At 49.3% G+C, this 14,946-nt stretch carries 13 protein-coding genes, 1 tRNA gene and 1 pseudogene; 2 read left to right on the top strand and 13 right to left on the bottom strand.

All coding sequences use genetic code 11. The features are described 5' to 3' along the window. Position 1: 1 nt before the first annotated feature. The 11 genes and pseudogenes from L6442_RS05980 to L6442_RS05930 all read right to left on the bottom strand — a co-directional run bounded on the left by L6442_RS05980 (position 2) and on the right by L6442_RS05930 (position 7,622). The gene (locus tag L6442_RS05980) at positions 2–847 is read right to left on the bottom strand and encodes an ATP-binding cassette domain-containing protein (RefSeq protein ID WP_212981298.1); all 846 of its coding nucleotides are present in this window, start codon (positions 845–847) and stop codon (positions 2–4) included. After that, a complete protein-coding gene (locus tag L6442_RS05975) occupies positions 844–1,707 on the bottom strand; it encodes an alpha-D-ribose 1-methylphosphonate 5-phosphate C-P-lyase PhnJ (protein ID WP_212981297.1) in 864 nt (287 codons plus the stop codon). The genes L6442_RS05980 and L6442_RS05975 overlap by 4 nt, the downstream gene beginning before the upstream one ends. Next, positions 1,698–2,852: a carbon-phosphorus lyase complex subunit PhnI gene (locus L6442_RS05970; protein ID WP_212981296.1), complete on the bottom strand. Its 1,155-nt coding sequence runs from the start codon at positions 2,850–2,852 to the stop codon at positions 1,698–1,700. Before L6442_RS05970 ends, L6442_RS05975 begins: the two co-directional genes overlap by 10 nt. Continuing rightward, positions 2,840–3,451: a phosphonate C-P lyase system protein PhnH gene (phnH, locus tag L6442_RS05965; RefSeq protein ID WP_212981295.1), complete on the bottom strand. Its 612-nt coding sequence runs from the start codon at positions 3,449–3,451 to the stop codon at positions 2,840–2,842. The genes L6442_RS05970 and phnH overlap by 13 nt, the downstream gene beginning before the upstream one ends. Then, a complete protein-coding gene (gene phnG / locus L6442_RS05960) occupies positions 3,448–3,888 on the bottom strand; it encodes a phosphonate C-P lyase system protein PhnG (protein WP_212981294.1) in 441 nt (146 codons plus the stop codon). Before phnG ends, phnH begins: the two co-directional genes overlap by 4 nt. 18 nt (positions 3,889–3,906) lie before the next feature. Further along, positions 3,907–4,626, bottom strand: coding sequence for a GntR family transcriptional regulator (locus L6442_RS05955; RefSeq protein WP_237100242.1), 720 nt, complete (start codon positions 4,624–4,626; stop codon positions 3,907–3,909). Positions 4,627–4,628: 2 nt separating this feature from the next. After that, positions 4,629–5,280, bottom strand: a pseudogene (locus tag L6442_RS05950) (DapH/DapD/GlmU-related protein). Between the two features lie 15 nt (positions 5,281–5,295). Next, positions 5,296–6,144, bottom strand: coding sequence for a PHP domain-containing protein (locus L6442_RS05945; protein WP_212981306.1), 849 nt, complete (start codon positions 6,142–6,144; stop codon positions 5,296–5,298). Between the two features lie 364 nt (positions 6,145–6,508). Beyond that, entirely contained in the window at positions 6,509–6,778 is a 270-nt protein-coding gene (locus L6442_RS05940; protein ID WP_212981292.1) for an S-layer homology domain-containing protein, read from the bottom strand. Between the two features lie 148 nt (positions 6,779–6,926). After that, a complete protein-coding gene (locus L6442_RS05935; protein ID WP_212981291.1) occupies positions 6,927–7,364 on the bottom strand; it encodes an SMI1/KNR4 family protein in 438 nt (145 codons plus the stop codon). Between the two features lie 184 nt (positions 7,365–7,548). Continuing rightward, positions 7,549–7,622 (bottom strand) — tRNA-Pro (locus tag L6442_RS05930). 325 nt (positions 7,623–7,947) lie between these two features. Between L6442_RS05930 and ybaK the strand changes: the two genes are divergently transcribed. Continuing rightward, positions 7,948–8,424, top strand: coding sequence for a Cys-tRNA(Pro) deacylase (ybaK, locus tag L6442_RS05925; protein WP_212981290.1), 477 nt, complete (start codon positions 7,948–7,950; stop codon positions 8,422–8,424). Positions 8,425–8,852: 428 nt separating this feature from the next. Further along, positions 8,853–8,990 carry a hypothetical protein gene (locus tag L6442_RS05920; protein ID WP_194233832.1) on the top strand — a complete coding sequence of 46 codons (138 nt, stop codon included), beginning with the start codon at positions 8,853–8,855 and terminating at the stop codon, positions 8,988–8,990. Between the two features lie 164 nt (positions 8,991–9,154). On the opposite strand, the gene L6442_RS05915 is transcribed toward L6442_RS05920, so the two are convergent. Further along, positions 9,155–9,976: an MBL fold metallo-hydrolase gene (locus tag L6442_RS05915; RefSeq protein ID WP_212981289.1), complete on the bottom strand. Its 822-nt coding sequence runs from the start codon at positions 9,974–9,976 to the stop codon at positions 9,155–9,157. A 310-nt stretch (positions 9,977–10,286) separates the two neighbouring features. Further along, positions 10,287–14,864 (bottom strand): LPXTG cell wall anchor domain-containing protein, encoded by a 4,578-nt coding sequence (locus tag L6442_RS05910; RefSeq protein ID WP_212981288.1) that lies wholly within the window; start codon positions 14,862–14,864, stop codon positions 10,287–10,289. Between the last annotated feature and the right edge of the window lie 82 nt (positions 14,865–14,946).

The following is a 14,946-nucleotide window of genomic DNA, read 5'->3' as shown; positions in this document are numbered from 1 at the left end:
ACTACAGCAAAGAATGCACGAGCTGCTGCGTATACGCTTCCTGCGGATCCTCTAGGATCTGGTCGGTCAAACCTTCCTCAACCACCCTGCCGTCAAGCATCACTAGCGTCCGGTCGGCGAGCATGCGGATCACCCCGAGATCATGCGACACGAGAATGATGCTGATGCCAAGCTCCCGCTGCAGGTACTTGATCAAATCCAGCACGCTTGCCTGAACGGACAGGTCAAGTCCGGTCGTGACTTCATCGAGCAGCAGCACAGGCGGATTATTGGATAATGCCTTGGCAATCTGCACCCGCTGCTGCATGCCGCCGGAAAAATGCTTCGGGGCTTCCTTGATCCGGTGGAGCGGGATGTGGACCTTGCCCAGCAGTTCCTTGCCGCGGGCTTCCATCTCTCCCACGTGGCGGATGCCCGCCGCGATCATCTTTTCCGCGATGTTGCCGATAGAGGAGAACCCCATTCGCAAGCCCAGCATCGGGTTCTGATACACCTTTCCCATGAGGTGGTTGCGGATGTACCGCTTCTGCTGCGGAGATTCCGTAAACAGGTTTTGGCTTCCACCTTTGTATTCCTTTAGATAAGCTTCGCCGCTGGTGGCCTCTTGGTCGAAATACAGGCACCGCATCATCGTCGACTTTCCGCTGCCGCTTTCTCCGACCACGCCGATAATCTCGCCCGGATACAGATCAAAGGAGACGTCCTGGCAGGAATACACCGTTCCGCATACCGTGCAAAAATTCCGGTGAAGCCGGCGGCTGCCGGGGCTTGCGCAGTGCGCGCAGCCTTCCCCAAACTGCTTGTTTAAATGTCGAATGGAAATGATCGGTTGTTCCGTTTGCGTCATCGGCTCCCTACCCCCTCATCCCGGGTTTGCCGGTTCATCCGGTCCAAACAGTAGCTTGTGTCGTTGCATTGGAAATAAGCGATGCCGCCAATGTCATCGTACAATTCGTCCAAAAACACGCCGGTAGCTCCGCACAGCCTGCATGATCGGCCCTGGAAGGATTCCGGTTCAAACGGGTGGTCTTCAAAATCGAGCGATACGATTTGGGTATACGGGGGCACCGCATAAATTTTCTTTTCCCGTCCGGCTCCGAGAAGAATAAGCGCTTCGGACGCATCCAACTTGGGATTATCGAATTTAGGAATCGGGCTTGGCGCCATAACATACCGGTCGTGAACCAGCACCGGGTGGTCTGCGCCGGTCGTCATGCTGCCGTAGTTCATGATTTGCTCGAACAGCATAAGCCAAGCGCCGCTGTATTCTTTTTCCGCATGCAGCTTTTTGGTCTCCGCCTCGCTCGGTTCATACATCCTGAGCGGCTCAGGAGTAGGCACCTGCAGCACAAGGATTTGACCTTCCCGAAGCGGGGCCTCGGGAACGCGGTGTCTGGACTGAATCAAGGTCGCTTCCGCGGTTTCGTCCGTCGTTTCGATCCCCGTCGTATACTGAACCAGCTTCTTGATGCTGACGGCATTCACCGATTCGTCGGACCCCTGATCGATCACCTTCACGACGTCTTCGCGGCCAACCAAAGAGAGCGTCAGCTGAAGACCTCCCGTTCCCCAGCCCCGCCCGATCGGCATTTCCCTGGAGGCAAACGGAACCTGATATCCCGGAATGGCGATCGCCTTCAGGGTCGCTCTGCGGATTTCCCGCTTGGAGCCCTCATCGAAAAACGCGAAATTGTAGTTTATGTGCATGCTTCCTGCACCTCCCCGGTCTTCTCGGCCGCAGTTTCTTCCGGCTTCACTGTTCCCTTCGTTTTCCGCACGTCGTTCATCTTGGACTGGAAAGTGACGTAATGCGGGAGTTTCAGATGCGACATGAATCCGGTGGATTCCACGGAATCGATATGAAACAGCACGAATTCATGATTCTGGGTCGGGAGGCTGCCGTCTCCCTGTTCCAGGCTGTGGTCCAGAATGCCCATCGCAATCGCCTTGGTCTCATTCTGGCCGTAACACAAGCCGTAGCCGATTTCAAAAGCGAGCTCTTTTCGGCCCTGTTCCTTCGACGCGGAAGCCGACATAAGCATTTCTGCCTCGGTGACCTTGATTTCGCCGATGTAATAGCTGTCGTCCTCGTCTCCTTCCATCCCCAGCGGGTCGTCGATGGATACCGGCATATGCCCAACCCGCAGCTCGCCTACGGTCGGATGGGAAACTCCGTACCCGCGGATAACGGCATAGGCCAAGGACGTTACCGCTCCAGTCTGTCCCCGCGTCAGGATCTGCAGTTTCTGACTCCGGCTGGCCGGGAACGTTACGCTTCTGCGCGTGACATCATCCGGTTCGGTATCGTCATCCTCACGGCGTACCATGAGCCCTTGCCGGATCAAATAATCCACGACTTTCATGAGTTCGGCTTCCCCTGCTGCAGGCGGCTGATCCTTTAATTCTTCCTGGAACCCGCGCACCCACTCCGCCGCTTCTTCGTCCGTCTCATCCATCAGGTCAAAATCAAGCAGGCGATGGCTGTAATCCACGGTGGCCCCGAGAATTTGCCCTCCCGGAATATCCTTGAAGCTGGCGGAAATCCGCCGTTCAACCCTCATTTCGCTTGTCTTTGCCACTCTGGAATAATGCTTCCTGGGCAGGGTCGACCGGTAAGCTCTCAATAAAAACACCGCCTCCTCCGGACTCCCTTCCGCTTGTTTGAGCGCCAGCGCCGCCAGCGTCTCGCTGTATAGACTGCTCTCCGACATCACCTGATCGACCAAAGCCCGCATGCCCCCTTCGATCCGGCGAACATCGAGAACGGTGCCCCCTTTAAGCCGTTCATATTTAATCCGCTTCAGCGATTCTTCAATCGCGAGCGTTCCGCCTTTTACCGCTACATATCCCATGCTAGCTGCACCTCCCGCCGGGAAATTTGCGTCGTCCGGGGCAGGCATATCAGCCGATGCTTCCGGTCAACGACGATCATATCCAGGCCCATCGGATACTCCGCATTTCTCTCCGCCCTTGCCAGAAGCAAGCCGCCTTCCAGCGGCAGCCGGACCAAACTTTCCTCACGGATTCCCGGGCCGGTGAGCCTCCATTCGGACCCGTCCGACAAGTCGCCGGATTCGATAATGATGGAAGCCGAATCATGCGGATCGGCGAGGCTTCCTGTTTTGGCTTTGCGCAAAGCCGCCTCCGCGGCGCCTTCTTCCGCATCGTGCAGAACAAAGATATAGTCCGCCTTCTCCGTCTCGGCCCGGCTTGCGAAGGTCAGCTGGTTAAAAAGCCGGGAAAGCTCGTTTTCGCGGCGGGAGTATATTTTGAAGGTAACTTCCGTATCGAGCATCATGACGGCCAGTACCCAAGTGGAGGGATAACTCCCGAAACCGGCATCCGCCCTGGAAGCTTCCTCGGATAAATCCGACACCCGGCCAGGTCGGGCCATGGAATCCACTACCTTGCGGTAAGCGCGCTGAATATCGTGAATCGCATGAAAGCTCATCGCTCTCCTCCTTTAACCGTATCCATCGTCTCGAAATCCACCTTCGTTTTGGCGATTTGGCCGAACGCCTTCTCCCGCCGTGCCCTGAGCTTCGCCTCTTCGGAGCCGAGAAGCGGCTCCCAGGCCAAGGTCTCCCGCAGCCCGGCTTGATAAGCGGCGTCGATAACGGCCAGCTGATAAGCCAGATCATTATGAAGTCCCTTGACGATACCGAGCCCCATGCATCCTTCCACCTGTACCTTGCACTCGCTTACCAGCACTTCGCCAATGTAAAACAGGCTTTGCTCAGCAGTTTCCCTAACCTTGGCCATGACAAGCCCTTGATTCGGTTCCTCGATTAGCCTCACCTCGTACCGGTCTGAAATTTCCTGCGCCATGGCCGAGGCTATCTCCCGGGATCCTTCAATCAGGATCTCGGTTCTTCGTCTTCGCTTCATCCTTTCAAACCTCCCGTTTTAGAGCTCATACGTAAAATAGTCACTCCTATACAGTATCCGCGTATATTCAAGCGCCCTTCCCGTCCGGTTATCCAGGCAACCCGTTTCCACCACGAGCAGCGGAATGAGGCCGGTGCAGGCGAGCAGTTCCCTCTCCGCTTTGCCGGGATACTTGACGCTGAGGAGCGTCTTCATCGATCCGAAATCGATGTACCCCTTCCTTCGGTAATACTCGAACATCGAGGTAATATCCCTTCCGGTCTGCCCGATGTCCGCAAACATGGATTCCGGCACGTAAGAGATATGAATCGCGATCGGCCGGTTACCGATGAGGCGCAGCCTGCCGATTTTGAAGACTCTCTCTCCGGGGTCCGCGCCGAGCGTTTCATAAATTTTATGATTATATTCGATGGGATCGCAAAACAGATTGCGGGACTGGTAATCGTACCCCATTTGAAGCATTTTGGAGCTAAAGCTTTCATTGCCGGAAAAAAGGAGCGGGATGCGCTGGTGCTGATCCCGGACAAAGCTGCCTTTCCCCTGCTTCGAATATACGTAACCAAGGTCCTGGAGCTTTTCGTAGGCTTTGCGGGCGGTCATTCGTGGGACCTTGAACAGTCGGGCCAAATCGTTCTCGGAGGGCAGCTTGTCATCGGGCTCATAAACTCCTGCCTCCATATCGAATATCAGCTTATCCATGATCTCCATTTCCTCGCGCATTTCGCTCGTTCCCTTCACTTTTAGCTCCGGATATCAACTCCGTACTTCCGAATAAAAGCCTCCGTATCATTCAGCTCTTCGAACCGTTCCTCCATGACTTCCCGGGGCCAATCCCACCAGGCTATCTCCATGAGCCGGGCGATCCTCATCGGGAAACCTTTTTCGAACCGGTCTTGCCGGCACGCCGACGACAATGGCATACGGCTCGACGTCCTTGGTCACGATGGCGCCGGACCCTACCACGGCTCCAATGCCGATATGGACCCCCTTCATGATGATCGCGCCATGGCCAATCCAGACGTCATGGCCGATGGTTACGCGGTTGCCCCTGCGCCGGTTAAAAATAACCTCATCGTCGGTGGCGGCAAAACCGTAATCCCTGCGCCGATAGGTCATATGATGCTGCGTTACCCGCTCCATCGGATGGTCCACCGGATTGATGCAGACATGCGAAGCTATAGAGGTGTATTTGCCGATTTCGGCATAGTTGACGGTAACGTCATCCATTGTGTAGGTGTAATCCCCGATATGGGATTCAATGATCTGGTTGCCCGGACCGATGGAGGTCCAGGATCCGAACGTGCTGTGAAGAACATGCGCGCTCGGATGAATATCCGGTTCGACCGTGAGCCGTTTAGATTCTGTAGGACGGTGCACCTGATGCTGTTCCATTTGAGGCACTCTCCTCTACGCGTGGATTTTCCGTTTTCTGAGCTCGTCGACACAGGCGAGGCCCGGGTCCTTGCTGCCCAGCAGGACTTCCTTTTCCCCGTAAAAGCCGTGAAAATCGGAGCCTCCGGTCATGACGAGGTCGTACCGCCTCGCATACTCCTTTGCCCGCTCTTCGTCTTCTTGATCATGAAGCGGGTGCCAAACCTCAATCCCTTGAAGCCCCATGCCTACCAGATCGCGGATATAGTCAAAATTGCCGTATTGGCCCGGATGAGCCAGAACCGGAACCCCTCCCGCTTGAAGGATCGCATCGATGGCATCCCTGGCGTGCAAGTATTCCAGCGGGATATGGGCGATCCCCGCCTCCCCGTTTTGGCCCTTGGCAAACAATTTCTTGTACAACTCCCCGTAAATGGAAACGGCGTAGCCTTCATCAATCAAGGCATGCATGATGTGCTGCTTATACACTCCGGTTCCGCCCAGCGCATACCGCTGGACCTGATCCCAAGTAATGCGGTACCCCGCTTCGGCCAAACGTTCAACCATCAGCCGCGAGGTTTCGTGGCGTTTGGCGATCATAGGCGCGCATAACCGTTCAAGAGCAGGGTGACCGGGCTCGATAAAGTAACCCAAAATATGAACCTTGGTCTTTCTTTCCCGGTCGCAAGCGGAAATTTCGATGGCCGGAATAATTTCGAGCCCGAGGCTGCCGCCCTGTTCCGCCATTAGGGCGAGGCCTTGGGTCGTGTCATGGTTCGTTACCGCCAGCACCCGGATGTCCTCTTTCAGGGCCGCTTCGGCCAATTGCTCAAAAGAATAAGAGCCGTCCGAAATGTTCGTATGGCAATGCAGTTCCGTTTTGATCTTGAGCACCACCTTGTCCATGGATTCAACGAATCGGAATCGCTGCGCAGACAAACGTTTTAGCCCGATCCGCAATTCGTAGCTTCAGTCTAACTTGGTGCCAAGTTGCAAGGGTCAAATCACTGTAAAGTATCTGTAAAAAAAGGACGTCTTTGTCAAATCGCTCCCGGGTTCTCTACGGAATGGCTCACGTAAAAAAAAGCCTGTCTTTACCGGATCTTCGCGATCTTAAGAGACAAGCCGGGAATGGGGAATTGTAAAATCAAGCATCGGATCGGGGGTCCTATTCGGTCATCGCACAACAAAAAAAGACCAGGGATGCCATCCGCACGCGGAATTCCCTGATCTTTGATTTCTAAACCGATTATAATCCTTCCGACTGCCGCATCCGGATCAGCATCGCCGCAGCCTCGGCTCTCGTCGCGAGACGGGCGAGAGCAAACTGACCGTTCAGCCCCTTGATGATGCCTTGTTCTACGGCTGCGGCCGCCGGACCTTTCGCCCAAACGGGAATGTCCTGTTTATCCGTAAAAGCAGGGGTTGCTGATTCATCCAGTGGCAGGTGCAGCGCTCGGACAATCATGGCGGTCATCTCTGCGCGCGTAATGTTCGTCCGGACGGAATGTGCCGTCATCGTATCCGCCAATCAGTTTTTGCGACGCGGCCGCAGCGATCGATTCTTTCGCCCTATCAACAAAATTTAATCAATGCTAAGCCAAACATAAAAAGCGTTCGCCGGAAGCAGCGGCTTTCGGTAAACGCTTTTTATATAAGACTTTAGTTCATATTAAAAATGTTTTCTCTTTGGATACAAATTCATTAAGAAAATCTGTAAAGCTGTTTGCGACAAAATCATAATCTTGTTCATCTTCATATTCATGTTGTAGGAAAAGCACTTGTCCATAACTATCATTTTCTAAAGACAATAAATATGTGTGTCCATGGATATCTGTTGCAAAAGGTAGCTTTTTCCCAAAAGAAATGCCTTGCTCAGCATAAACATATATATGTTTCTCTATTGAAAATCCATATTTAATGGGAGAGAAACTATAATATTCGCTTTCAACTTCTCCATTGCTTTTTAGATAAAAGGATTTAAAATCGACGGGCAATTCTGCACCCACCGTTTTCTCTATATCGTCGAAGTCTGATTCGTTGAGTTCTTTTACAGGTTCTTCCTTGCATTTTCTGACAAATGCCATATATTCGTTAAAATCCATTTCTGACACCTCAAACACAATATTTGACCTCTCATGGCTAAAACCACGAGTAGCCTGCACCAAACACTTGCCATAATTTCTGTATTTAAAGAGAAAGCCACTCCTTAAATGGAGTGGTTATCTATCTTCTGCTACCTTTTTAAAAAAGAATAAATAGACAAACAGCTTGATACATAAAGTTTTATCGGAGTAGCGGGATTCGAACCCACGGCCTCACCCACCCCAAGGGTGCGCGCTACCAGACTGCGCCATACCCCGATGAAAGAATGTCTGTACGTTGTTTTCTGCATAGCGAGGTGTTTTACCTGTTCATTGTGCGGTATTCCGTTATGTTGGTTAATTCATCCAATTTCCATGTTTAACGCTATTATAACGTATGGGCGCGTACCCCTGCAATAGATTAACTGTACACCAAAACATAATAATATCACGGGCTCGGACCACAAAAATCAGTCTTCCTTCCGCTTAAATAAGATGGAACTGCCCATAAAATGAGCGGCTACATCATTTGACCTTATATCCATCATCTTTTAGTCTAGAATGACGTACTACTTTACGGTATTTTTGAAAAGGAGAAGGAAAAATGTCAAAGGCCAAAACAAATGCCATGCGAATCCTTGATCAAAATCATGTTTCGTATGAAGCCATAACGTATGAAACCAACGATAACAAAATTGATGGCGTTTCTGTAGCCAGGAAGATTGGTAAAGATCCGGGCATGGTTTATAAAACATTGGTTGTGCATGGGGAGAAAGAGAATATTTATGTGTTTGTCATTCCTGTCGAGACCGAATTAAATTTGAAAAAGGCTGCTAAAGCGGCCGGAGAGAAGAAAGTGGACATGCTGCCCGTAAAGGACATTCAAAAGTGGACGGGATATATCCGCGGCGGATGTTCGCCAATAGGCATGAAAAAGAAATATCCTACATTTATTGACTATAGTGCGTCTAGTCTTGAACGAATTATCGTCAGCGGCGGAAAAATTGGGGTTCAGATTGAACTAAGTGTACAGGCATTAAAAAATGTAACAGATGCAAATTTTGAAGAGATTATACATTAGCTTATGCATCCATTAAATAATCAAGGCGTCCCCGTTTTTTTGAAGATGCCAAACTGAATACAGGCTGGGATATTGCGTACCTTAAACCATATAGACCGTCCGAAATGGATGGTCTTTTTTATGTTTTATTTGCCGATCGTCTTCCGCCCATCTACGCGAGGCATTCTCTTTCTCCAAATCAATTATTTTGTAACCAAGACTTCATTCATACGTTTAATACATTAAGGAAACGAGCCCTCAATCCGTCATGCCCCTTTCTGCTGGCAGAGAATGTGAACGTTTCTTGAAAAATAGAACTTATTGGTAAATAACGCGTTATATAGGTATACGCCTATATGGAAATGATTGGCCTTTCATTGTAAAGTGAAGTATCCAAACGGTTAATTATTAACGATATGATCGATCGGAATATAAGAGGTGGTGAAATTATGAAAACCAGGCAAACGCATACTGTTGTTGCAGCCGTTCTGACCTTCAGCATCCTGATTGTCGGATGCGCAGAGGCTAAACGCGCCGATAAAGTTCCCAGTACATCCGTCAAACCACCCAAAGGAGCATCCCCTTGAACGTCATTTTCAAAAAAACAGAATGGTAATCATGCTGCTGACAGATTGCTTTTAGTAAAAACTTCTCTCACTATTTCAGGATGAGGACATTGAAGTTTAAGTTTATTCTTTTTATTGATCAAGAAAAATCGCTGGTGCTTCACGCATCAGCGATTTCTATCTTTTCACGGAAGTTCAAGGACCATGCCATCGTATGCCACTTGGATCCCGTGCGGCGTGAAAATTTCCGTCAGATCGGAATGGGATAACTGCCCGTTATGAGAGAAATGGGTCACAACGATATTGGCTTCCGGCTTCAGTACGCCATTTTCCGCAAAAAACTGCTTTGTTTCCAGAACGGCATCTACGTTCATATGGCTTTGCCGATAGTTGATCTTCCCTACCGTACATTCGAGCACGGCCAGATCCAACTGTTTGCCCCGAAGCCAGTCCCAGGTTTCTTCAGGGAACCAGCCGCTGTCATGTCCGTACAAAATGGACTTGCCGTCCTTTTCAATGTAATACACATAACAAGCCTCAATGGGGTCATGGCTGGCCGGAAGCGGCACAACCACCGCCGTCTGCAGTTCCTTTCGCTCAAATGGCTTTAACCGGTTCAACACAAATTTCTCCTGCAGCCCGCCGTTAAAATCAAGCGTCTGCTTAATCCTCAGCAGAACGGCATCATTTCCATACACTTGAATCGGATGAGCGTCGGATTGCGCATACCCCGGGAGCCTCGCAACCAAATCCTCCGCGTATAGATGATCCGAATGCGAATGCGTAAAGATCAGATCCTTGATCCGCTCCAAATCCAAACCGTCCCGAACCATATGTAAAAATGTATCGGGCGGAAAGTCGATTTTCAAATCATCATCCAGCAGCATCGAAGTTCGGGAACGGATCTCTTTACCTCCAAGCTCTTTTGCTTTCAAGCATAACCCACAGCGACAAAATAAGGAAGGAATCCCTTCGAAAGCCGCCGTGCCCAAAAAACGAATCCTCATTCCAGCATCGACTCCTCATGATTAATGGGTTTCATTTATTGTTATTCATGCTGTCAGCCTGAACAGTCCGGACGGTGAAGATTGGACGGATGAAGTCGCTCATAAAGCTGAACTGCCAGGTTTTTCATCATCGTATGCTTGTTTCCACGAACGGTCAAGCATCGAAAATTTCTTTTAAGAGAGTTCAAAGTCCTGGGTTATGTCATTTCGATCTTCAAATTTATTAAGACATGGTTCAATTTCTGTGTGAAAATCGTGATTTCACAAAAAAGCAGCCTACCGAAATCGGTAAGCTGCCTTTGTATGATACTTATGGTTTAACGCGTTTTTTTCTGTAGATTGCCAATGCCGCTCCGACCATTACCAAGCTGAGACCTGCAAGTTGGAGTGAAAGCTGGCTGTCTTCACCGGTTTTCGGCAAGCTTTCGCCGCTTGGACCTGGTGTTGGCTTGCCGTCGTCGCCATCGCCGGCTGGAGCAGGCTTATCTTTGCCTGGCTGCCCCTCTTCGTTGTTGCCGGCAGGCGGTTCACTGTTATCATCCAGCTCGGCTGGTTTATCCGCATCCGTATCCGGTTCGCTTGGTCTCCCAGGCTCCGTTACGGTTCCAGGAGTGCCTGGGACCGTTGTTCCCGGCTCAACGATCGTTCCAGGTACGCCAGGCGTTGTCGTTCCGCCTGGTGTAGGCGGAGTCGTCGTTCCTGGAGGGTTCGTGGTTCCAGGCGGGTTCGGATCAGGATTGGATGGTCCCGGCGGATTCGGATCAACGCTTCCGCCGCCCGTGATTCTGGCATTTTCAATGGTTACTGCTGTTTCCTTGCCCAGAACGATCTCAAACTCGGTTAATGCGCGCGAGATCCAATAGCCGTAAGGCGCCGCTGTTTCTTGGGCATAATATTTGCCTGGTCTTAAGTTCGAGATGGCAAGCTCGCCTTTCTCATTCGTCAAGAGTCCGGCTAATTCTTTACCGTTGGCATCCAGAACCGGCTTTTTGTTCTCATCGAGAATCCGGAACTGGGCGTTTTTGAGCGGGATGTCCGGACGGCCGGTTTCGATTTTGGTCAGCCTTAGCGATCCTGGAATCATGCCATTATCAAACGTCAGCTTCAGCAGCTGATCGTCCACAATCTCGAATTTTAGCGGTTCGTTTTTAAGTTCATAACCTGCTGGAGCAGCTGTTTCAATGAACATGTAGCTTCCCGCTTTCAGATTCTTCACAGACAATATTCCATCTGCATCTGTCGTTAATCCGGAATGCAGCGTATTGCCTTCAGCGTCCTTAAGGTCGAATTTAGCACCTGCCAGTGCCGCTTTGTTAAAGGCGTCGACCTTCGTCAACTCGACGGAACCTACATAAATTTCGTTTTTCGCGGTTACTTGTTTTGGTGCGGACTGATTTGCATCGATTGTAAAGGCGATTGGAGCAGAATCGAGTTTATATCCCTTAGGCGCTTTGACTTCGACAAGCTGATAACTTCCCGGAGCGAGATGCGCCAGCAGAATTTTGCCGTGCTCGTTGGTCTCCAGCTCAGCGTATTCTTTTACGTCTTCAAAGGCTTCGCCGTTTTTCTTTTGCAGTTTAAATACTGCATCAGGTAAAACCTTGGCAGCGTCATCCTTGTCAACTTTCGTGAGCTCAAGATCCCAAACGCCTTTTGTATTGGTGACCTTGATTGTATTGTTTTTTGCGCTAAAAGTGATCTTCTGGCCATTCAAGTAGTCTTGGTCAATAAGATAGCCCTCTGGAGCGGACAATTCTTTCAGAACATACTGTTTATAAGTATAATTCTTAAATACTGCCTTGCCTTCGGAATCCGTGACCAGCTTCTCAAGGAGCATACTGCCCGTCTTGTCGTACAATCCGAAATGTGCTCCTGGGAGAGGCTTGTCCGTTGCGGCGTCTACCTTAATCAGGGTCAAATCGCCTCTGCCTGCTTGCGCTCCGCCTCCGGCACCCGCAAAGCTCACTTTAATGATCTTATTTTCATTCTTTTCAACCGTCACAGAGGAGTGACCGGCAAACTCGGCATTATTTCTAATCTCTTTGCCGTCTTCCTCATTGATAAACGACTGATATTCAAGCACATATGACTTGTCAATCGGATTTTTGAATTTCAATTCAAATGAGTTGCCGTTTACTTCAAGCGTATAGTTATCTTTGCTCACAGGCGTACTCTTCGACAAATTGCCATTTGCGGCTACATTCGTTTCGTACAGCTCAAATGAGGAAGGAATAAGGATTTGATTCCCGATTAAGTTATCCTTCACCACCGCATCTTTGACAAAAGATTGGCTGCGGTTGATATGCAGCGTCCAATACGCGCGATCCTCAAATTCCCCTGTGCCTTGTACGCCGCTTTTTACGATATATTCGTCACCGTACTTTGGTTCAACCGTTGCTGATTTTTCGAACAGCTTGCTATTCGGCTTGCTTTCATCGTACAGCACCGCATCGTTTTTATACTCTTTCGCAACCGGATGATTTTCCAGGCTGGTGTTGTACGTAATCCGGTAAGCGGAATTGATCTTGTTATTAAACTTCAATTCGAACCCGTCTTTGTCGCCATCTTTCATGGTCTCAAAGGTGTAGTCCTTACCTTCAGTGAGTGGCTCACCTGTAGGCTCCACGACTGCTCCATCGTTGGTAATCTTAAGTTGCTTGACAACCAACGATCCTTTCACAAAGCTCTGCTCACCCGTGTAGAAATCCCGTACTACAGCCTTCTCGATCTCATGCAAGTTGTAGTTGACGTCCAGTGTCCAGGTGATTTCCTTATTTATGGCGTTATAAGAACCCTTTTTGTAGCCATTGTTTTTGGTGTAGTCGTCTACTGGCCTGGATACTGTCTTTTCAATTGGCCTCCCACCACTTTCATTCCAATTCAGCACAGCCGTGTTGGTGTAAGAACCTTTCTCTTTCTCCGCTCTCGGATCGAAGGTCGTTGTGTACGTAATCATGTGGCTCGCGGAAACCGTTTCTAGGAAGGTTATTTTGAACCCGGATTTATAATCGGAATTTTCCGGATACGGTTCGAGTTTATAGTCGTCCCCTACTTTTAAACCGCTGACTTTCAAGCTTTCCGGAATCAGTTCCATATGCTGTCCGGCATAGCTGTCGGTAATGACGACGCCCGTCATGGTCTTGAGATCGTCATTTAAACTAATTTTCCAATCGATCGTTTTTTGGGCATAATCGATGTTCCCATAACTCTTCCAAAAGATGACCTGATTGATATTCTGGCCTTTTGTAACCTCAGTGCCGTCCCAAATGCTTACCGTATTCTCTACATTAAGCTTGTCATCATATACGCGGTCTTTCGCTTTTGTTTTGTATATGATTTTATAAGCCGCATCTACATCCTTGGTAAATTGGAAACGGAATCCAAAAGATTCTTTGGTTACGATATAATCCTTATCTTCGATGAGCGCTGTTCCCGTTTTTGGGGAACCGTTGCCGGCATCATCGATCGTCATTTCATAAACTTCGAACGAACCATCGACCAGTTTCTGGTTGTTCGTATCGAATTTGTCATCGATCCAGGCATTACCTTGCTTTATGGTTTGTTCGTTGTAGTTGTATCGAACTTCCCATTGAATTGTCTGAAGCGAAGAATTATAATCTATAGCCTTCTTGTCGAGCGGCTTACTGAAAAACACTTTCACGTCCGTTGTCTTTTCCAGCCATTCCGGCCGATCCTTGTCGGTTACCTTGACCTTATTGGTATAAGTCTTATCCCCTGGCTTGTCAATCAAAGTAGCATACTTCAAGCGATATGCGCTGTCGGATGAACCGCTGATATTCAGCTGGAACCGGCCATCCGTTTTACTAAAAGCATATTTGCTTGAATCAAGCAGTCCCTTTTCTTCAACATTTCCGTCCACTTTCACTTCAAGAGCATATACTTGCACGGAGTCTTCGACCAAAGTTACGCCCTCAGGCAGCGTATCCTCAAGCAGCATATCGGTAACTTTTTGCTCACCTTTGTTAAAATCAACCGTCCAGTTAATCTTACCCGGATTCATAACTTTGTCAGTTACTCCGGTCTTGTCGATTTCTTTGCCTGAGCTGTTATTAAAGTGAACAGGAACCGTAAAGGTTTCTTCGTGGATCTTAAAGATAATTTCTTCTTTGGTACTACCCGAGAGCTTTTTCTCGTCAAAGTATCGCCAAACAAAGAAATGACCCTGCATTTCATTACCTTCAATCCCTTTATCGAAAGTGAAGGTTACCTGCCCGTCAGAAGTGACCTCGTATGTCCCTACTTCTGGCTCTTCGTCATTCAAGTTTCCATCCAATTTTTGCCCAGGCTTGAAATTCTCCGGCAGTTGGAACGTAAAGCTGTCTCCAGCCTTGTATCCATGATTTGCCGGGAGCTGCCATTCCAGGTCAACCTGAACCTTTTCGTTCTGGTCAACGCGCACTTCTTTAATATCCTTACCATCCTTGTCTGTCATCTTAACGCTGGTAATGATATTTTTCTCAATCACTTGCCCTTGCCCTGTAACCTCTTTTGCTGGCTCTTGATCTTTCTGACTTGGGTCTTTCTGATCCGCATCTTTCTGATCTGCGCCATCTTTTACTTCCCCTGCGTTGTCATTGGCTTCCTTGTTATCACCAACGTCTTTGTCTTTGTTATCGATCACGTCAGTGTTATCGCTAGCATCTGTATTATTGTCAACGTCTGTATGTTCGCTAACGTCAGGATTATCCTTGACTTCCGCGTTATCATTCCCTGCTGCGTTTTCATCGACGGCCGCTGTCGTAACCGTGTTTCCCGTATTCAGACCTGTATCAGCATCTGCGCTGACCATGCTGTGCGGAAACAACAGGTTAAGCAGCAATACAAACGCCAACATCATCGATGACAGCCGTCCACATTTCTTGCGCATTCGGAAATTTCACCTCTCCTTCGACTTTTTTCATCATGCCGCTTTGTCTGTCCGTGTCAAAAGCCGCATGCCAAATCTACTA

Origin of the sequence: Paenibacillus azoreducens, assembly GCF_021654775.1 — a bacterium.
Taxonomy (GTDB): Bacteria; Bacillota; Bacilli; order Paenibacillales; family Paenibacillaceae; genus Paenibacillus_AQ; species Paenibacillus_AQ azoreducens.
This window is presented reverse-complemented; position numbering and strand designations above follow the sequence as displayed.

Excerpts from the sequence above, each read along its gene's own strand:
- L6442_RS05980 (WP_212981298.1), bottom strand. The coding sequence starts at position 847 with ATGACGCAAACGGAACAACCGATCATTTCCATTCGACATTTAAACAAG.
- L6442_RS05975 (WP_212981297.1), bottom strand. The coding sequence starts at position 1,707 with ATGCACATAAACTACAATTTCGCGTTTTTCGATGAGGGCTCCAAGCGG.
- L6442_RS05970 (WP_212981296.1), bottom strand. The coding sequence starts at position 2,852 with ATGGGATATGTAGCGGTAAAAGGCGGAACGCTCGCGATTGAAGAATCG.
- phnH (WP_212981295.1), bottom strand. The coding sequence starts at position 3,451 with ATGAGCTTTCATGCGATTCACGATATTCAGCGCGCTTACCGCAAGGTA.
- phnG (WP_212981294.1), bottom strand. The coding sequence starts at position 3,888 with ATGAAGCGAAGACGAAGAACCGAGATCCTGATTGAAGGATCCCGGGAG.
- L6442_RS05940 (WP_212981292.1), bottom strand. The coding sequence starts at position 6,778 with ATGACGGCACATTCCGTCCGGACGAACATTACGCGCGCAGAGATGACC.
- L6442_RS05935 (WP_212981291.1), bottom strand. The coding sequence starts at position 7,364 with ATGGATTTTAACGAATATATGGCATTTGTCAGAAAATGCAAGGAAGAA.
- ybaK (WP_212981290.1), top strand. The coding sequence starts at position 7,948 with ATGTCAAAGGCCAAAACAAATGCCATGCGAATCCTTGATCAAAATCAT.
- L6442_RS05920 (WP_194233832.1), top strand. The coding sequence starts at position 8,853 with ATGAAAACCAGGCAAACGCATACTGTTGTTGCAGCCGTTCTGACCTTC.
- L6442_RS05915 (WP_212981289.1), bottom strand. The coding sequence starts at position 9,976 with ATGAGGATTCGTTTTTTGGGCACGGCGGCTTTCGAAGGGATTCCTTCC.
- L6442_RS05910 (WP_212981288.1), bottom strand. The coding sequence starts at position 14,864 with ATGCGCAAGAAATGTGGACGGCTGTCATCGATGATGTTGGCGTTTGTA.